The following is a 17967-nucleotide window of genomic DNA, read 5'->3' as shown; positions in this document are numbered from 1 at the left end:
ATGGGCCAGCTCTGCGTGGCGCTGGTCGCCGGTGAAGCCAGCGGCGACATCCTCGGCGCCGGCCTGATGCGGGCCCTCAAGGCGCGCCATCCGGACATTCGCTTCATCGGTGTCGGCGGGCCGTTGATGGAGGCCCAGGGCCTGGTGTCCTACTTCCCCATGGAGCGCCTGGCGGTCATGGGACTGGTCGAGGTGCTGGGGCGTCTGCGCGAGCTGCTCAAGCGTCGCAAGGCTTTGATCCAGACCTTCATTGCCGAGAAGCCCGATGTGTTCATCGGCATCGATGCGCCGGACTTCACGCTCGATATCGAACTGCGCTTGCGCAAGGTCGGTATCAAGACCGTGCACTACGTCAGCCCATCGGTATGGGCCTGGCGGCAGAAACGTGTGCTGAAGATTCGCGAAGGTTGTGACCTGATGCTGACCCTGCTGCCATTCGAGGCGCGCTTCTATGAAGAGCAGGGCGTACCGGTACGCTTCGTCGGCCATCCGCTGGCCGACACCATCGAACTGCAGGCCGATCGCCAGGCCGCGCGTGCCGAGCTGGGCCTGGCTCCAGGCCCGCTGGTCGCGCTCATGCCTGGCAGCCGGGGTGGCGAGGTCGCGCGTCTGGGCGCCTTGTTCCTGGATGCCGCCGAACGTCTGCTCGAACTGGTGCCAGGGGTGGGTTTCGTGATGCCATGCGCCAATGCGGCACGCCGCGCCCAGCTCGAACAGATGCTCGAAGGGCGCAGTTTGCCGCTGACCTTGCTCGATGGCCGTTCGCACCAGGCCCTGGCGGCCTGCGACGCGGTACTGATCGCCTCGGGCACCGCGACGCTGGAGGCCCTGCTGTACAAGCGTCCCATGGTGGTCGCCTACCGTCTGGCGCCGTTGACCTACTGGATACTCAAGCGCATGGTGAAAAGCCCCTACGTCTCGCTGCCGAACCTGCTCGCGCAGCGTCAGCTGGTTCCCGAGCTGCTGCAGGAGGCCGCAACCAGCGAAGCCCTGGCACAGACCCTGGCGCCGCTGGTAGACGACGGCCGGCAGCAAACCGAGCATTTCGATCAGATCCATCGGGTCCTGCGTCGCGATGCCTCGAACCAGGCGGCCGACGCCGTGCTGGCCTTGCTGGGGGATCGCTAGATGCAGATGGGACTGGATTTCACCCTGGTCGAAGACCTGGTCGCCGGCGTCGACGAGGTCGGGCGCGGACCCTTGTGTGGCGCGGTGGTCACCGCTGCGGTGATTCTCGACCCGTCCCGCCCGATCCTCGGGCTCAATGATTCGAAGAAGCTCAGCGAGGCCAAGCGCGAGCGGCTGTTCGACGAGATCTGCGAAAAAGCCCTGAGCTTCTGCATCGCCCGCGCCGAGGTCGAGGAAATCGACCGGCTGAACATTCTCCAGGCGACCATGCTGGCGATGCAACGGGCGGTCGAGGGGCTGCATGTCACGCCCAGGCTCGCGCTGATCGATGGCAACCGCTGTCCGCAGCTGGGCGTGCCCTGCGCCCCGGTGATCCAGGGCGATGCGCAGGTGCCAGCCATCGCCGCGGCTTCGATCCTGGCCAAGGTCAGCCGTGACCGGGAGATGAGCGCCTTCGAGCTGATCTATCCTGGCTACGGCATCGGCGGCCACAAGGGCTATCCGACCGCGGCGCACCTGGAGGCCCTGGCACGCCTCGGGCCGACGCCCATCCATCGGCGTTCGTTCGCCCCGGTCCGCGCGGCCTGGGAGGCTCGCGACACGCTGGCCGGGTCGCTGCTTTGCGAGTGACCCTGGCATAGCGCTACCGGCCGGCGCCGGTGTCTTGCGAGTCAGGCCAGGGATCGGGCATTACGGTACAATCGCGCCCCTCGTTGCGCACTGCTTATAGGAACATCCATGTCGGTCTCCTTCGTTCACCTTCGCGTGCATTCCGAATTCTCCCTGGTCGACGGCCTGGTGCGAATCAAGCCGTTGGTCAAGACGCTGGCGGGGATGAACATGCCGGCGGTGGCGATCACCGACCAGAGCAACATGTGCTCGCTGGTCAAGTTCTACAAGGCCGCGATGGGCGCCGGGATCAAGCCGATCTGCGGCGCCGACTTGTGGCTGGCCGGCGCCGACGCAGATGCGCCCCTGTCGCGCATCTGCCTGCTGGCCATGGACGGGCAGGGCTATCGTAACCTCACCGAGCTGATTTCGCGAGGCTGGGTCGAAGGCCAGCGCGGTGGCCTGGTGGTCGTCCAGCGTGACTGGATCGCCTCGGCCAGCGAAGGCTTGATCGCCCTGTCCGCGGCGCGCGAAGGCGATATCGGCATGGCGCTGCTCAATGGCAACGAGGCCGACGCCGAAGCCTTGCTGCGCGACTGGATGGGCATGTTCCCGGAGCGCTTCTACGTCGAGGTGCAACGCACGGGACGACCGGGCGACGAGGACTACCTGCATGCGGCGGTCGCCCTGGCCGATCGCCTCGGGGCTCCGCTGGTGGCGACCAACGATGTGCGCTTCATCAGTCAGTCCGACTTCGATGCGCACGAGACGCGGGTATGCATCGGCGAGGGCTGGACCCTCGAGGACCCGCGCCGTCCACGGCTCTACAGCGATCAGCAGTACCTCAAGAGCCCCGAGGAGATGGTCGAGCTGTTCAGCGACCTGCCCGAGGCGCTGGCCAACACCGTCGAGATTGCCAAGCGCTGCAATATCCAGGTGCAGCTGGGCAAGCACTTTCTGCCGGATTTTCCCACGCCGAACGGCATGGGCATCGACGACTACCTGCGCCATGTGTCCCATGAGGGCCTGGAGGAGCGTCTGGCGGTCATCCTGCCCAAGGACAGCACCCCCGACTACGAGGCCAGGCGTCAGGTCTACCTGGACCGCCTGAAGTTCGAACTGGACATCATCATCCAGATGGGCTTCCCCGGCTACTTCCTGATCGTCATGGACTTCATCAAGTGGGCCAAGAACAACGGCGTGCCGGTCGGTCCTGGCCGTGGCTCCGGCGCCGGCTCGCTGGTGGCCTACGTGCTGAAGATCACCGACCTCGATCCGCTGGCCTATGACCTGCTGTTCGAACGCTTCCTGAACCCCGAGCGGGTCTCGATGCCCGACTTCGACGTCGACTTCTGCATGGACGGTCGCGACCGGGTGATCGAGTACGTCGCCGACGCCTATGGCCGCAACGCGGTGAGCCAGATCATCACCTTTGGCACCATGGCCGCCAAGGCGGTGGTGCGCGACGTGGCACGGGTCCAGGGCAAGTCCTATGGCCTGGCCGATCGTCTGTCGAAAATGATCCCCTTCGAAGTGGGCATGACCCTGGAGAAGGCCTACGAGCAGGAAGAGGTGCTGCGCGATTTCCTCAAGGGCGACGAGGATGCCCGGGAAATCTGGGATATGGCGCTCAAGCTCGAAGGCGTCACCCGGGGCACCGGCAAGCACGCCGGTGGTGTGGTCATCGCTCCGACCAAGCTCACCGACTTTTCGCCGATCGCCTGCGACGAGGAGGGCGGCGGCCTGGTGACCCAGTTCGACAAGGACGATGTCGAGGCGGCGGGCCTGGTCAAGTTCGACTTCCTCGGCCTGCGCACGTTGACCATCATCAAGTGGGCGATGGAGACCATCAACCGCGAGCAGGCCAAGAACGACCTGCCCGAGGTCAACATCGACTTCATCCCGCTGGACGACAAGAAGACCTACGAACTGCTGCAGCGCGCCGAGACCACGGCCGTGTTCCAGCTCGAATCGCGCGGCATGAAGGAGCTGATCAAGAAGCTCAAGCCCGACTGCCTGGAAGACCTTATCGCACTGGTCGCGCTGTTCCGCCCCGGCCCGCTGCAGTCGGGCATGGTGGACGACTTCATCAACCGCAAGCATGGCCGCGCGGAGCTGGCGTATCCGCACCCGGATTATCAGTACGACGGCCTGCGTCCGGTGCTGGCACCGACCTATGGCATCATCCTCTACCAGGAACAGGTGATGCAGATCGCCCAGGTCATGGCTGGCTACACGCTCGGTGGCGCCGACATGCTGCGCCGGGCGATGGGCAAGAAGAAGCCCGAGGAAATGGCCAAGCAGCGTGGCGGCTTCATCGAAGGTTGCGCGCAGAACGGCATCGATGCGGACCTGGCCGGCAACATCTTCGACCTGGTGGAAAAGTTCGCCGGCTACGGCTTCAACAAATCCCACTCGGCCGCCTACGGCCTGGTGTCGTACCAGACCGCCTGGCTCAAGACCCATCATCCGGCGCCGTTCATGGCCGCGGTATTGTCCGCCGACATGCACAACACCGACAAGGTGGTCGTGCTGATCGAGGAAGTGCGCAGCATGAAGCTGCGTCTCGATGCGCCGGACGTCAACACCTCCGAATTCAAGTTCACGGTCAACGACGGCGGGCGCATCGTCTACGGCCTGGGCGCCATCAAGGGCGTCGGCGAAGGGCCCGTGGAAGCGATCGTCGAGGCGCGCGCCCAGGGCGGGCCGTTCAAGGACCTGTTCGACTTCTGCGAGCGCGTCGACCTCAAGCGCATCAACAAGCGCACCCTCGATGCGTTGATCCGCAGTGGTGCGCTTGATCGCCTCGGACCGTACTTCCATGACGAGCTCAAGGCCTACCAGGCGAACATCGACCGCAACCGGGCGATCCTACTGTCGGCTCTCGAGGAGGCCATCAAGTCCGCCGAGCAGACCGCGCGCACCGCCGACAGCGGGCATGCCGACCTGTTCGGCGGCCTGTTCGTCGAGCCCGACGCCGACGTCTATGCCAATCATCGCAAGGCCCGCGAGCTGACCCTCAAGGAGCGTCTGCGCGGCGAGAAGGATACCCTTGGCCTGTACCTCACCGGACACCCGATCGACGAGTACGAAAGCGAGATCCGCCGTTTCGCCCGTCAGCGCATCGTCGACCTGAAGCCTTCGCGCGAAACCCAGACCATTGCCGGGATGATCATCGCGCTGCGCGTGATGAAGAACAAGAAAGGCGACAAGATGGGCTTCGTCACCCTGGACGATCGCTCCGGACGCATCGAGGCCTCGCTGTTCGCCGATGCGTTCATGTCTGCCCAGGCGCTGCTGCAGACCGACGCCATGGTGGTGGTGGAAGGGGAGGTCAGCAACGATGATTTTTCCGGCGGGCTGCGCTTGCGGGTCAAGCAGGTGATGACCATGGAGGATGCACGCACCCGGCTGGCCGAGAGCCTGCGCCTGAAGGTCGCCCACGACGCGCTCAAGGGTGACCGGCTGCACTGGCTGGGCGAGCTGATCACCCGTCACCGCGGCGCCTGCCCGATCACCCTGGAATACATCGGTAGCGACGCCAAGGCCATGCTGCGCTTCGGCGACGACTGGAGCATCGACCCGGCGGATGGCCTGATACAGGCGCTGCGTGACCAGTTCGGACGTGAGAACGTCTTCCTGCAATACCGTTGAGCCAAGCAAATTTAATCTCGACCTGAATGCGCCCGATCCCTTAAGGTAGGGCGCCAAACGGATCAACCGGCCGGCCGCCTGGCCGTAGACCCAAGACGGAAGCCTATGAACCCGAATTTCCTGGATTTCGAACAGCCGATTGCCGACCTGCAAGCCAAGATCGAAGAGCTGCGCCTGGTCGGCAACGACAATTCGCTGAACATCAGCGATGAAATTGCCCGTCTGCAAGACAAGAGCAACACCCTGACCGAAAGCATCTTCGGCAACCTGACCAGCTGGCAGATCGCGCGCCTGGCGCGTCATCCACGTCGTCCCTACACCCTCGACTACATCCAGCACGTCTTCGACGAGTTCGAAGAGCTGCATGGCGACCGGCATTTCTCCGACGATGCCGCGATCGTGGGCGGCACCGCCCGCCTGGACGGCAGACCGGTGATGGTCATCGGCCACCAGAAGGGCCGCGAAGTGCGCGAAAAGGTTCGTCGCAACTTCGGCATGCCGCGTCCGGAAGGCTACCGCAAGGCCTGTCGCCTGATGGAAATGGCCGAGCGCTTCAAGATGCCGATCCTGACCTTCATCGACACCCCCGGCGCCTACCCGGGCATAGACGCCGAAGAGCGCAACCAGAGCGAGGCGATCGCCTGGAACCTGCGGGTCATGGCACGCCTGAAGACCCCGATCATCGCTACCGTGATCGGCGAAGGCGGTTCTGGCGGCGCCTTGGCCATCGGCGTTTGCGACCAGCTGAACATGCTGCAGTATTCCACCTACTCGGTGATCTCGCCGGAAGGCTGCGCCTCGATCCTGTGGAAGACCGCCGAGAAGGCGGCCGATGCCGCCGAAGCCATGGGCATCACGGCCGAGCGCCTGAAGAGCCTGAACATCGTCGACAAGGTCATCAGCGAGCCTCTGGGCGGCGCGCACCGTGACCCGGCCGCCATGTCGGCCAGCATTCGCGCCGACCTGAACGAGCAGCTGGACATGCTCGCGGCGCTGGACCATGACACGCTGCTGCAGCGTCGCTACGACCGCCTGATGAGCTACGGCCTCTGACGTCGACGGCTCGATCGCCCAGCACTGGTCGCGGATCGACCGCTACCGGTGCCGTGGGCGGGCTTGTATATAGGTAGGAACGGCCGCAGCCGGAGCGCCGGACCGGCACCTATCCACGGCGACCCTGCTTCCATGGGGGGCTTGATGCTCGACCTCACCGATGCGCTTTCCCCGTGGCTCGACGCGCCCGCCTGGCATGTCGCCTTTTCCGGCGGCCTCGATTCGACCGTCCTGCTCCATCTGCTAGCCCTTCATGCCCGTATCCACCAGACTCCCGCGCTACGCGCCGTGCACGTGCACCATGGCTTGCAGCCGGCGGCCGATGCCTGGCCCGAACACTGCCAGCGGATATGCGCGCAGATGGGTGTCGAGCTACGGGTGATGCGTGTCCAGGTCGCGTGCCAGGCCAGTCTCGAACAGGCTGCGCGCCAAGCTCGCTACCAGGCGTTCAGTGACATCCTTGGTCCCGGCGAAGTGCTGTTCAGCGCGCAGCACCGTGACGACCAGGCCGAAACCTTGCTGTTGCGCCTGTTGCGCGGCGCCGGCTTGCGAGGCATGGCCGCGATGCCCCAGGCCCGTTCCTTGGGGCAGGGCTGGCTGGTCCGACCGCTGCTGGGCCTATCGCGGGCGCAATTGTTGCGGCATGCGCAAGATGCCGGGCTGTCCTGGGTCGAGGATCCTTCCAACCAGGACACCACCTTCGCGCGCAATTTCCTGCGCCGCGAGGTGATCCCGCTGCTGGGCCAGCGCTGGAGCCAGGTGAACCAGAACCTGGCGCGCAGCGCCCAGCATCTGGACGAGGCACTCGGCTTGCTGGACGAGCTCGCCGAGAATGACCTCGCGCCCGCGCGGCCGGGCTCGCCGTTTGCGTGGCTGCAACTGGACTCGCTCGACCTCGATGCCCTGGCTGGCCTGACCGAGGCGCGCCAGCGCAACGCCTTGCGCTGCTGGCTGGCCGGACGTACCCGCCTGCCAGACAGCCGGCACTGGGCCGGCTGGAAGGCCCTGCGCGATGCCGCCGAAGACACCGCCCCGGTGTGGCGCCTGGCCGATGGACAACTGCAGCGCAGCAACCGGCGGATCTGGTGGTTGGCCGGAGACTGGCTGCGTCCCGCCGCAGGCTCGACAGCCTGGGACGATCCTGATGCTCCGTTGCAGTTGGCGGGCAACGGGTCGGTGCGCTTGCGTGGCCGTGTGCCGCAGGGGCCGTTGCGCATCGCCTACCGCCAGGGTGGCGAGCAGCTGCTGGTCGCCGGGCGCGGGCATCGGGACCTCAAGCGCCTGCTCAACGAGTCGCGCGTGCCGCACTTCGTCCGTGCGCGCCTGCCACTGCTGTTCGAAGGCCAGCGGCTGCTGGCGGTGGCCAACCTGCCGACGCTGAGCCAGGGTGACTGGCAGCTGCTATGGCAGCCGCCCACCAGCGCGCAAGGTTTGAGCTGAAAGGTACATTCCGGTAGACTACCCTCCCTTCTTGATACAGCTTCTGTGGCTCCTTTGGAAACACGGAAGCTGCCGATTACCAAGCAGTTCTTTGCTGGGCGATTCCAGAAATGACGAGCGAGCTCCATGCCGGGTCCTCCATGCCCGGTCTGTACAGACGCGGCAGTATTTCGAGATGCACTGTGATCGACGCAGGTGATCGGGGGCTTCGGCCTTCCTTCGCTTTCTCCGGCGGTTCTGGCCGCCTTAACGCAGACTTCTAGGGTTTTTCATGACGCGCTACATATTCGTCACGGGCGGTGTTGTTTCTTCATTGGGGAAAGGCATTGCCTCGGCTTCCCTGGCGGCCATCCTGGAAGCGCGGGGGCTCAAGGTCACCATGCTCAAGCTGGACCCGTACATCAACGTCGATCCGGGCACGATGAGCCCGTTCCAGCATGGCGAGGTCTTCGTCACCCATGACGGCGCCGAGACCGACCTCGACCTGGGTCACTACGAGCGGTTCATCCGCACCACCATGACCCAGAACAACAACTTCACCACCGGTCGCATCTACGAGCACGTACTGCGCAAGGAGCGTCGTGGCGACTACCTGGGCGCCACCATCCAGGTCATTCCGCACATCACCGACGAAATCAAGCGGCGCATCATCAAGGGTGCTGGCGACGCCGACGTGGCCCTGGTGGAGATCGGCGGTACCGTGGGCGACATCGAGTCGCAGCCGTTCCTCGAGGCGATCCGCCAGCTGCGTGTCGAAGTGGGTTCCAAGCGCGCCATGCTGATGCACCTGACCCTGGTGCCGTACATCGCCACCGCCGGCGAGACCAAGACCAAGCCGACCCAGCACTCGGTCAAGGAGCTGCGCTCGATCGGCCTGCAGCCTGACGTGCTGATCTGCCGCTCCGACCATCCGGTCGATGCGTCGTCGCGGCGCAAGATCGCGCTGTTCACCAACGTCGAAGAGCGTGCGGTGATCTCCCTGGAAGACGTCGACACCATCTACAAGATCCCGGGCGTGCTGCATGCACAGGGCCTGGACGACTTCGTCGTCGAGCGCTTCGGCCTGCAGTGCAATGGCGCGGACCTGTCCGAGTGGGAAAAGGTGGTCGACGCCAAGCTCAACCCCGAGCAGGAAGTCACCATCGCCATGGTCGGCAAGTACATGGAGCTGCTCGATGCCTACAAGTCGCTGATCGAGGCGATGAGCCACGCCGGCATCCAGAACCGCACCAAGGTCAACCTGCGCTACATCGATTCCGAGGATATCGAGAACCAGGGCACCGGCCTGCTCGAAGGCGCCGATGCCATCCTGGTTCCTGGCGGTTTCGGCCTGCGCGGCGTGGAAGGCAAGATCACCGCGGTGCAGTACGCTCGCGAGAACAAGGTGCCCTATCTGGGCATCTGCCTCGGCATGCAGGTGGCGGTCATCGAGTTCGCCCGCAACGTGATGGGCTGGAAAGATGCCAACTCCACCGAATTCGACCGTGACAGCGGCCACCCCGTGGTCGGCCTGATCACCGAGTGGGCCGATGCCACCGGCGCGGTCGAGACCCGTACCGAAGCGTCCGACCTGGGCGGCACCATGCGCCTCGGTGCGCAGGAGTGCCAGATCGTCGCCGGTTCCAAGGTCCACGGTTGCTACGGCAAGGACGTGATCGTCGAGCGCCATCGCCACCGCTATGAAGTCAACAACAACCTGTTGCCCCAGCTGGTCGATGCCGGGCTGGTCGTTTCCGGCCGCTCTGGTGACGGTGCGCTGGTGGAAGTGGTCGAGTCCAAGGATCACCCATGGTTCGTCGCCTGCCAGTTCCACCCCGAGTTCACCTCGACCCCGCGTGACGGCCATCCGCTGTTCAGCGGCTTCGTCAAGGCAGCGCTGGCGCAGAAGAACAAGGCCTGAGCCAGGTTCACGAAGCGTGATCCGGGGAAATTTCCGTCGTTGCAGGCCGCTCGACGATGAATTTCTCCGGTAAAGTACCGCCACCCAGCCCCTGACCGGACGGTCGGGGGCTGTTGCCGTCTCCAGGGCTGCCCAGATGCGTATTGCCTGGCCGATGGCCGGATTCTTCCCTCAGCTGCGTTGTTATTAGTCAATTTTGGAGTGCTTACAACAATGGCAAAGATCGTCGACATCAAAGGTCGTGAAGTTCTCGATTCGCGTGGCAACCCCACGGTGGAAGCCGATGTCCTGCTCGACAACGGCATCATCGGCAGCGCTTGTGCGCCGTCCGGTGCTTCCACCGGTTCGCGCGAGGCGCTCGAGCTGCGTGATGGCGACAAGAGCCGCTACCTGGGCAAGGGCGTGCTCAAGGCCGTGGCCAACATCAACGGCCCGATCCGCGACCTGCTGCTGGGCAAGGATCCGTCCGACCAGAAGGCTCTGGACCGCGCCATGATCGAGCTCGACGGTACCGAGAACAAGGCCAAGCTGGGCGCCAATGCCATCCTCGCCGTGTCCCTGGCCGCGGCCAAGGCGGCCGCCCAGGACCAGGACCTGCCGCTGTACGCGCATATCGCCAACCTCAATGGCACTCCAGGGCAGTACTCCATGCCGGTGCCGATGATGAACATCATCAATGGCGGCGAGCACGCCGACAACAACGTCGACATCCAGGAGTTCATGGTCCAGCCGGTCGGCGCCAAGACCTTCTCCGACGCCCTGCGCATGGGCACCGAGATCTTCCATCACCTCAAGGCCGTGCTCAAGGCGCGTGGCCTGAGCACCGCGGTCGGTGACGAAGGCGGCTTCGCGCCGAACCTGGCTTCGAACGAAGATGCCCTGGGCGCCATCGCCGAAGCGGTCGAGAAAGCCGGCTACAAGCTGGGCACCGATGTGACCCTGGCCCTGGACTGCGCTGCCTCGGAGTTTTACGAAGATGGCCAGTACAACCTGTCCGGCGAAGGCAAGTCGTTCGACGCCGAAGGTTTCGCCGAGTACCTCAAGGGGCTGACCGAGCGCTTCCCGATCATCTCGATCGAGGACGGCCTGGACGAATCCGACTGGGCTGGCTGGAAGATCCTGACCGACAAGATCGGTGCCAAGGTGCAACTGGTCGGCGACGACCTGTTCGTCACCAATACTCGCATCCTCGAGCAAGGCATCGAGAAGGGCATCGGCAATTCGATCCTGATCAAGTTCAACCAGATCGGTTCGCTGACCGAAACCCTCGAGGCCATCCAGATGGCCAAGCAGGCCGGTTATACCGCCGTGATCTCGCACCGCTCCGGCGAGACCGAGGACTCGACCATTGCCGACCTGGCCGTCGGTACCGCTGCCGGTCAGATCAAGACCGGTTCGCTGTGCCGCTCCGACCGCGTGTCCAAGTACAACCAGCTGCTGCGCATCGAGGAGCAGCTGGGTGCCAAGGCTGTGTATCGTGGTCGTGCCGAGTTTCGCGGCTGAGCCAGAGATGGTAAAAAGACAGCAGCCAAGGTTGTCTGAAGTGTCGCGCTGACCGCTCGAACGCTTCAGGTGGTTTTCTGTCGAAGAAGCCTGGCCTTGGCCAGGCTTCTTGCTATCGGAAGCTCCGAAGCGGTGCTCTTTTATCCTGGATACCTCGATGCGCAGTCCCTATTGGTTGTTCCTCGTTCTGCTCCTGTTGCTAGGTGGCTTGCAGTACCGCCTGTGGGTAGGTAGCGGCAGCCTGGCCCAGGTCGCCGAACTCAAGCAGCAGATCGCTGAGCAGCATGCCGAGAACGAGCGCTTGCTGGAACGCAACCGAGTGCTCGATGCCGAAGTGCTCGAATTGAAGAAGGGCATGGAGACCGTCGAAGAACGTGCCCGCCATGAGCTTGGGATGGTAAAGAAGGGCGAAACCCTCTACCAATTGCCGAAATGAACGATTCCCTGCCGGCCTTCTGGGCCGTGATCCCCGCCGCCGGGGTGGGCGCCCGCATGGCCGCCGACCGACCCAAGCAATACCTGGAACTGGCGGGCCAGACCTTGCTCGAGCACAGCCTCGATTGCTTCCTGGATCATCCCGCACTGCTCGGCGTGGTGGTCAGCGTGGCTGCGGACGATCCCTACTGGCCGCGCCTGCGCTGTGCCAACGATCGGCGGATCCGCCGCGCCGAGGGCGGGCGCGAGCGTGCCGATTCGGTACTCAACGCCTTGCTGGTATTGCATGGCCAAGGCGCCGCCGATGACGACTGGGTGCTGGTGCACGATGCGGCACGGCCCAACCTGGCGCGTGGCGACCTCGATCGCCTGCTGGCGGAACTGGCCGACGATCCGGTCGGCGGGCTGCTGGCGGTGCCCGCGCGCGATACGCTCAAGCGCGCCGATGGCAAGGGCAGGGTAAGCGCCACCGTGGACCGCAGCACCATCTGGCAGGCATTCACGCCACAGATGTTCCGTCTGGGTGCCTTGCACAGGGCGCTGGCCGAATGCCTGGTGGCGGATGTCGTCGTCACCGATGAAGCGTCGGCGATGGAGTGGGCCGGGCAGGCCCCGCGTCTGGTCGAAGGACGTAGCGACAACCTCAAGGTGACCCGTCCGGAGGATCTCGAGTGGCTGCGCCAACGCTGGGTCGGCAGGCGCTGAGTCAATCCGTCGGCAGCGGCATGCTGCCGTGGGCGAGGGTGGCGATCTCGCTATCGCCGATCAGTCATGCGTTCGGTACGCCGGCAATTGCGCCAGGCCTTCCTTGAGATAGTCCACCAGGCGCCGGACCTTGGGCGAAAGGTGCCGCTGCTGCGGGTAGAGCGCCCACACGGCAGTGTTGGGTGGCTGATGGGCTTCGAGCAGGGGCACCAGCGCGCCGCTTTGCAGATGCTCGAGCACATAATAGTCAGGCAACTGACACAGCCCCATGCCCAGCAGGGCGGCATCCAGTACCGCCTGGCCGCTGTTGCAGCGCCAGTTGCCCTGGACCCGCTGGCTCAGTTCCCGTCCATCCTGCTGCAAGATCCAAATGTCCGAGCTGCCGACCAGGCAGTTGTGCCGCGCCAGCTCGGACATGCTGTGAGGACGACCATAACGCGCCAGGTAGTCCGGCGAGGCGCACAGGTACATGCGCCGAGGGGCCAGGCGGGTCGCCACCAGCCGGGAGTCCTGCAGGCGGCCAAGACGAATCGCCAGGTCCATGCCTTCGTGCAGCAGATCCAGCGGTCGGTTGGTCAGCTCCACTTCCACGCGCAGTTGCGGGTAGGCCGCCATGAAGCGCGTCACCAGCGGCACGATGAACCGCTCGCCATAAGCCACCGCGCAAGTGGTACGCAGCAAGCCCTTGGGCTCGCTGGCCAGGTCGCCGATTGCCCGCATGGCTTCCTCGCGCCCGTCCTGCAGCCGCTGGCAGTGCTGGAGAAAGGTCTGTCCGGCTTCGCTCAAGGTCACGCGCCGTGTGCTGCGATACAACAGGCGGGTGTGCAGGCGATCCTCCAGGCGCGCGATCTGGCGACTGATGTGGGAAGAGGACACCCCCAATCGCTCGGCCGCCGCGGTGAACTGGCCTGACTCGGCGACGGCGACGAACTCGTCGATACCTTCCCAACGACTGTGCATGGATTATCCCTGTGCGGCAATAATGTTTTGTCCGTGGCTCGATTATTCATCAAAATCCGATCAATTACACTGGAGCGAGCCAAAGGGCTGGCAGCTCTCGAGCCAATAGCGCTCGTCGGCTCCTGCCATCGCGTCGAACCGTACTTCCTCTTGGAGCAATGTTGATGATCAAGTCCCGTGCCGCCGTAGCCTTCGAGGCAAAGAAACCCCTGGAAATCGTCGAGGTCGACGTTGCCATGCCCAAGGCCGGCGAGGTATTGCTGCGCGTGGTTGCCTCCGGCGTCTGTCATACCGACGCCTATACCCTCTCCGGGGCGGATCCCGAGGGTATCTTCCCGGCCATCCTTGGCCATGAAGGCGGGGCCATCGTCGAGGCGGTGGGCGAAGGCGTCACTTCGGTGGCGGTCGGGGACCATGTCATTCCGCTGTATACGCCTGAATGTGGCAAGTGCAAGTTCTGCCTTTCCGGCAAGACCAACCTGTGCCAGGCCATCCGTGCCACCCAGGGCAAGGGTCTGATGCCCGATGGGACCACGCGCTTCTCTTACAAGGGTCAGCCGATCTTCCACTACATGGGCACCTCGACGTTCTCGGAGTACACCGTACTGCCGGAAATCTCCGTGGCCAAGATCCAGAAGGAGGCACCGCTGGAGAAGGTCTGCCTGCTCGGTTGCGGTGTCACCACCGGCATTGGAGCGGTGCTGAACACGGCCAAGGTCAAGCCGGGCGACACCGTCGCCGTCTTCGGGCTCGGCGGCATTGGCCTGTCGGCCATCATCGGCGCGGTCAAGGCGCAGGCTTCGCGAATCATCGCCATTGATATCAATCCGGCCAAGTTCGAGATCGCCAAGCAGCTGGGCGCGACCGACTTCGTCAATCCGAAGGATCACGATCGTCCGATCCAGGAGGTCATCGTCGACCTCACCGATGGTGGCGTGGATTTCTCCTTCGAATGCATCGGCAACGTCCAGTTGATGCGCGCTGCCCTCGAATGCTGCCACAAGGGCTGGGGCGAGTCGGTCATCATCGGTGTCGCCGGTGCCGGCCAGGAAATCGCCACGCGCCCGTTCCAGCTGGTCACCGGGCGTGTCTGGCGCGGTTCGGCGTTCGGTGGGGTGCGCGGTCGCAGCGAGCTGCCCAGTTACGTGGAAATGTCGGAAAAAGGCGAAATTCCATTGGACACCTTCATCACCCACACCATGGGTCTGGAAGACATCAACAAGGCCTTCGACCTGATGCACGAAGGCAAGAGCATCCGTAGCGTGATCCACTTCTGAGGTCGGCCATGAGTCTGGAAAACCTTTCCTGCCAGAAAAGCTTCGGCGGCTGGCACAAGCGTTATCGACACACCTCTCAGGTGCTCGGTTGCGACATGGTGTTCGCGGTGTTCCTGCCGCCACAGGCCGAGCAGGGTGAAAAACTGCCGGTGCTCTACTGGCTCAGCGGCCTGACCTGCACCGACGAGAATTTCATGCAGAAGGCCGGGGCCCAGCGCCTGGCCGCCGAGCTCGGGCTGATCATCGTGGCGCCGGACACCAGCCCGCGTGGTGAGCAGGTGCCGGGTGACCCGGACGGCGCCTGGGATTTCGGCAAGGGCGCCGGCTTCTATCTCAACGCGACCCAGCAACCCTGGGCCCGGCACTATCGCATGCATGACTATGTGGTCAACGAGTTGCCGGCTCTGATCGAGGCGCACTTCCCGGCCTCCGAGCAGCGCAGCATCAGTGGCCATTCCATGGGCGGCCACGGGGCGCTGGTGTGCGCCTTGCGCAATCCGGGCCGCTACCGTTCGGTCTCGGCGTTCTCGCCGATCGGCAACCCGATCGACTGTCCCTGGGGGGAGAAGGCTTTCTCCCGCTACCTGGGCGATGATCGTGCCCGCTGGCGCGAGTGGGATGCCAGCGTGCTGCTGGCCGAGACGGAGGCTGGGCAATGTCCACCCTTGCTGGTGGATCAGGGCGACCGCGATGACTTCCTCGAGACCCAGCTCAAGCCCCAGGCGCTCGAGCAGGCCGCCCGCAAGGGTGGGCATTCGCTGACCCTGCGCCTGCAGCCAGGCTACGATCACAGCTACTATTTCATCGCCAGCTTCATCGAGGAGCACCTGCGCCATCACGCCCTGGCCTTGGGCCGGGTGGTGAGCTGAAGGGGCGGGCCAAGATGATGATGCCGTGCAGGCCAAGGCGCCCATGAAGGCCGGCGGCTGCGTCGGCCATGGCAACTGCACGCACATTGCGCCCAAGGCCGGACAAAGCAGGTAGAATCACGCCCTGACTCAATCAGGGCGTTTTTCTATGCGTATTGGCCACGGCTACGATGTGCACCGTTTCACCGATGGTGATTTCATAACCCTGGGTGGGCTGCAGATTGCCCACAAGTACGGCCTGCTGGCCCATTCCGATGGCGATGTCCTGCTCCACGCGGTGAGCGATGCCTTGCTCGGCGCGGCGGCACTGGGTGACATCGGCAAGCACTTCCCTGATACCGATCCACGTTTCAAGGGCGCCGACAGCCGTGTGCTGCTGCGTCATGTGGTCGGCATCATCCAGGCCAAGGGCTGGAAGGTCGGCAACGTCGACGCCACCATCATCGCCCAGGCGCCGAAGATGGCGCCGCATATCCAGGCCATGCGCGAGCGCATCGCCGAGGACCTGCAGGTGCAGCTCGACCAGGTCAACGTCAAGGCCACCACGACCGAGAAGCTGGGTTTCACCGGGCGCGAGGAGGGTATCGCCGTGCATGCGGTTGCCCTGCTGCTGCCGGCATGAACGAACACTACCTGCTGGGGCCACGCGCCGCCGGTCCGGCCTTGGGCAGCGCGGTGCTCAAGGCGGTGGCCGAGGATTTCCAGGTCGACGAAGTGCTCGACATTCCCCTGTCCGGCCAGGGCGAGCACCTCTGGCTGTGGGTCGAGAAGCGCGAGCTCAATACCGAGGAAGCCGCCCGCCGCCTGGCGCGGGCCGCTGGCGTGCCGTTGCGCACGGTCAGCTACGCCGGTCTGAAGGACCGTCAGGCGCTCACTCGCCAGTGGTTCAGCTTGCACTTGCCGGGCAAGTCCGACCCTGATCTTGCCCGTGCCCTGGACGACGACCTGCGCGTTCTGCGTCAGACCCGTCATTCGCGCAAGCTGCAACGCGGTGCCCATGCGGCCAATGGCTTCACCCTGCGTCTGACCGCCCTGACCGCTGACCATCAGGCGCTCGACGCGCGCCTGGAGCGGATTCGCCAGCACGGCGTCCCCAACTACTTCGGCGCGCAACGTTTCGGGCATGCCGGCGGCAACTTGCAGGACGCCCTGGCCTGGGCCGAACGTGGCGCCTTGCCAGAGCAACGCAATGTCCGTTCGCGGCTGCTGTCGGCAGCCCGCAGCTTCCTGTTCAACCAGGTGCTGGCAGCGCGTGTGGCCGCGGGCAGCTGGGACCGCGCACAGGTCGGCGATCTGCTGGCGTTCACCGACAGTCGCAGCTTCTTCCTGGCAGGCGAGGAGGAATGCTCCGATCCACGTCTGGAGCAGCTCGACCTGCATCCGACCGGGCCGTTGTGGGGTGAAGGCAGTTCCACCGCGCAGGCGCAGCCCGCCGAGCTCGAGGCCCAGCTCGCCGAACGGCACGCGGCGTTGTGCCAGTGGCTGGCCGCGGCTGGCCTGAAGCACGAACGGCGTATCCTGCGGCTCCCTATTGGCGACCTGACGTGGCATTATCCCGAGCCTGATATCCTGCAACTGGTATTCGTCCTGCCGGCCGGATGCTTCGCCACCGCGTTGGTGCGCGAACTCGTCGATCTGGTGCCGGCAGGGCAGACGGACAGCCCATGCGTATTCTGATTTCCAATGATGATGGCGTCACCGCACCCGGCCTGGCCGCGCTGCATGCAGCCCTGGCCGATCATGCCGAGTGCGTGGTCATCGCCCCGGACCAGGACAAGAGCGGCGCCAGCAGCTCGCTGACCCTGGATCGCCCGCTGCACCCGCAGGTCCTGGCCAATGGCTTCATCAGCCTCAACGGCACGCCCACCGACTGTGTGCACCTGGGGCTCAACGGCCTGCTCGAGCAGACGCCCGACATGGTCGTCTCGGGCATCAATCTGGGCGCCAACCTGGGGGACGACGTGCTCTATTCCGGCACTGTGGCCGCAGCCCTGGAAGGGCGGTTCCTGGGCGGAACCTCGCTGGCCTTCTCGCTGCTTTCGCGTCAGCCGGACAACCTGCCGGCCGCGGCGCATGTCGCCCGCCGCCTGGTCGAGGCCCAGTCGCGCCTGGACCTGCCGCCGCGCACGGTGCTCAACGTGAACATCCCCAACTTGCCGCTCGAGCGCATCCGCGGTATCCAGCTGACCCGTCTGGGACACCGGGCACGCGCAGCGGCACCGACCAAGGTGGTCAATCCGCGCGGCAAGGAAGGCTACTGGATCGCCGTGGCTGGCGATGCCGAGGATGGCGGGCCGGGAACCGACTTTCATGCGGTGATGCAAGGTTATGTCTCGGTGACCCCCCTGCAGCTGGACAGGACCTTCAACGAAGCCTTCGAGCGCCTCGATGGCTGGCTGGAGGGCCTGCTGTAATGCGCCAGAAGAGCGACCTG

Annotated in this window: 15 protein-coding genes; 14 read left to right on the top strand and 1 reads right to left on the bottom strand. The window is 64.8% G+C overall.

From position 1 onward, the window contains the following. The 9 genes from lpxB to ispD all read left to right on the top strand — a co-directional run bounded on the left by lpxB (window position 1) and on the right by ispD (window position 12427). Window positions 1–1128 carry a lipid-A-disaccharide synthase gene (gene lpxB / locus ACY8GK_RS10675; RefSeq protein ID WP_462401249.1) on the top strand — a complete coding sequence of 376 codons (1128 nt, stop codon included), beginning with the start codon at window positions 1–3 and terminating at the stop codon, window positions 1126–1128. Beyond that, a complete protein-coding gene (gene rnhB / locus ACY8GK_RS10670) occupies window positions 1129–1758 on the top strand; it encodes a ribonuclease HII (RefSeq protein WP_196177605.1) in 630 nt (209 codons plus the stop codon). Window positions 1759–1866: 108 nt separating this feature from the next. Continuing rightward, complete coding sequence (gene dnaE, locus ACY8GK_RS10665) at window positions 1867–5391, top strand: DNA polymerase III subunit alpha (protein WP_462401248.1); 3525 nt, start codon at window positions 1867–1869, stop codon at window positions 5389–5391. A gap of 105 nt (window positions 5392–5496) precedes the next feature. Then, entirely contained in the window at window positions 5497–6444 is a 948-nt protein-coding gene (gene accA, locus ACY8GK_RS10660) for an acetyl-CoA carboxylase carboxyl transferase subunit alpha (protein ID WP_462401247.1), read from the top strand. 144 nt (window positions 6445–6588) lie between these two features. Next, entirely contained in the window at window positions 6589–7884 is a 1296-nt protein-coding gene (gene tilS / locus ACY8GK_RS10655) for a tRNA lysidine(34) synthetase TilS (protein ID WP_462401246.1), read from the top strand. 271 nt (window positions 7885–8155) lie between these two features. Further along, the gene (locus tag ACY8GK_RS10650) at window positions 8156–9784 is read left to right on the top strand and encodes a CTP synthase (protein ID WP_196177597.1); all 1629 of its coding nucleotides are present in this window, start codon (window positions 8156–8158) and stop codon (window positions 9782–9784) included. Window positions 9785–9997: 213 nt separating this feature from the next. Beyond that, on the top strand, window positions 9998–11287 hold the full coding sequence (eno, locus tag ACY8GK_RS10645; protein WP_196177595.1) for a phosphopyruvate hydratase: 1290 nt from the start codon (window positions 9998–10000) through the stop codon (window positions 11285–11287). A 157-nt stretch (window positions 11288–11444) separates the two neighbouring features. Further along, a complete protein-coding gene (ftsB, locus tag ACY8GK_RS10640; RefSeq protein ID WP_462402961.1) occupies window positions 11445–11723 on the top strand; it encodes a cell division protein FtsB in 279 nt (92 codons plus the stop codon). Continuing rightward, window positions 11720–12427 (top strand): 2-C-methyl-D-erythritol 4-phosphate cytidylyltransferase, encoded by a 708-nt coding sequence (ispD, locus tag ACY8GK_RS10635; RefSeq protein ID WP_196177591.1) that lies wholly within the window; start codon window positions 11720–11722, stop codon window positions 12425–12427. The genes ftsB and ispD overlap by 4 nt, the downstream gene beginning before the upstream one ends. A 60-nt stretch (window positions 12428–12487) precedes the next feature. On the opposite strand, the gene ACY8GK_RS10630 is transcribed toward ispD, so the two are convergent. Continuing rightward, window positions 12488–13387, bottom strand: a complete 900-nt coding sequence (locus ACY8GK_RS10630; protein ID WP_196177589.1) for a LysR substrate-binding domain-containing protein — start codon at window positions 13385–13387, stop codon at window positions 12488–12490. 164 nt (window positions 13388–13551) lie between these two features. On the opposite strand from ACY8GK_RS10630, the gene ACY8GK_RS10625 reads away from it, so the two are divergent. The 5 genes from ACY8GK_RS10625 (at window position 13552) to surE (ending at window position 17947) form a co-directional block, all read left to right on the top strand. Next, window positions 13552–14664, top strand: coding sequence for an S-(hydroxymethyl)glutathione dehydrogenase/class III alcohol dehydrogenase (locus ACY8GK_RS10625; protein WP_196177586.1), 1113 nt, complete (start codon window positions 13552–13554; stop codon window positions 14662–14664). 8 nt (window positions 14665–14672) lie between these two features. Further along, window positions 14673–15533, top strand: a complete 861-nt coding sequence (gene fghA / locus ACY8GK_RS10620) for an S-formylglutathione hydrolase (protein ID WP_196177584.1) — start codon at window positions 14673–14675, stop codon at window positions 15531–15533. A gap of 148 nt (window positions 15534–15681) precedes the next feature. Further along, the gene (gene ispF / locus ACY8GK_RS10615) at window positions 15682–16155 is read left to right on the top strand and encodes a 2-C-methyl-D-erythritol 2,4-cyclodiphosphate synthase (protein ID WP_196177582.1); all 474 of its coding nucleotides are present in this window, start codon (window positions 15682–15684) and stop codon (window positions 16153–16155) included. After that, window positions 16152–17210 carry a tRNA pseudouridine(13) synthase TruD gene (gene truD / locus ACY8GK_RS10610; RefSeq protein WP_462402960.1) on the top strand — a complete coding sequence of 353 codons (1059 nt, stop codon included), beginning with the start codon at window positions 16152–16154 and terminating at the stop codon, window positions 17208–17210. The genes ispF and truD overlap by 4 nt, the downstream gene beginning before the upstream one ends. Next, window positions 17198–17947 (top strand): 5'/3'-nucleotidase SurE, encoded by a 750-nt coding sequence (surE, locus tag ACY8GK_RS10605; protein WP_196177578.1) that lies wholly within the window; start codon window positions 17198–17200, stop codon window positions 17945–17947. Before truD ends, surE begins: the two co-directional genes overlap by 13 nt. Window positions 17948–17967 lie beyond the last annotated feature (20 nt).

This window comes from Pseudomonas sp. Marseille-QA0332, from assembly GCF_054950175.1.
The sequence above is the reverse complement of the archived record's forward strand: the minus strand, read 5'-3'. Positions and strand labels throughout refer to the sequence as shown.

Bases quoted from the DNA above. Each gene is read 5' to 3' on its own strand.
- lpxB (WP_462401249.1), top strand. From the start codon at position 1: ATGGGCCAGCTCTGCGTGGCGCTGGTCGCCGGTGAAGCCAGCGGCGAC.
- rnhB (WP_196177605.1), top strand. From the start codon at position 1,129: ATGCAGATGGGACTGGATTTCACCCTGGTCGAAGACCTGGTCGCCGGC.
- dnaE (WP_462401248.1), top strand. From the start codon at position 1,867: ATGTCGGTCTCCTTCGTTCACCTTCGCGTGCATTCCGAATTCTCCCTG.
- accA (WP_462401247.1), top strand. From the start codon at position 5,497: ATGAACCCGAATTTCCTGGATTTCGAACAGCCGATTGCCGACCTGCAA.
- tilS (WP_462401246.1), top strand. From the start codon at position 6,589: ATGCTCGACCTCACCGATGCGCTTTCCCCGTGGCTCGACGCGCCCGCC.
- ACY8GK_RS10650 (WP_196177597.1), top strand. From the start codon at position 8,156: ATGACGCGCTACATATTCGTCACGGGCGGTGTTGTTTCTTCATTGGGG.
- eno (WP_196177595.1), top strand. From the start codon at position 9,998: ATGGCAAAGATCGTCGACATCAAAGGTCGTGAAGTTCTCGATTCGCGT.
- ftsB (WP_462402961.1), top strand. From the start codon at position 11,445: ATGCGCAGTCCCTATTGGTTGTTCCTCGTTCTGCTCCTGTTGCTAGGT.
- ispD (WP_196177591.1), top strand. From the start codon at position 11,720: ATGAACGATTCCCTGCCGGCCTTCTGGGCCGTGATCCCCGCCGCCGGG.
- ACY8GK_RS10630 (WP_196177589.1), bottom strand. From the start codon at position 13,387: ATGCACAGTCGTTGGGAAGGTATCGACGAGTTCGTCGCCGTCGCCGAG.
- ACY8GK_RS10625 (WP_196177586.1), top strand. From the start codon at position 13,552: ATGATCAAGTCCCGTGCCGCCGTAGCCTTCGAGGCAAAGAAACCCCTG.
- fghA (WP_196177584.1), top strand. From the start codon at position 14,673: ATGAGTCTGGAAAACCTTTCCTGCCAGAAAAGCTTCGGCGGCTGGCAC.
- ispF (WP_196177582.1), top strand. From the start codon at position 15,682: ATGCGTATTGGCCACGGCTACGATGTGCACCGTTTCACCGATGGTGAT.
- truD (WP_462402960.1), top strand. From the start codon at position 16,152: ATGAACGAACACTACCTGCTGGGGCCACGCGCCGCCGGTCCGGCCTTG.
- surE (WP_196177578.1), top strand. From the start codon at position 17,198: ATGCGTATTCTGATTTCCAATGATGATGGCGTCACCGCACCCGGCCTG.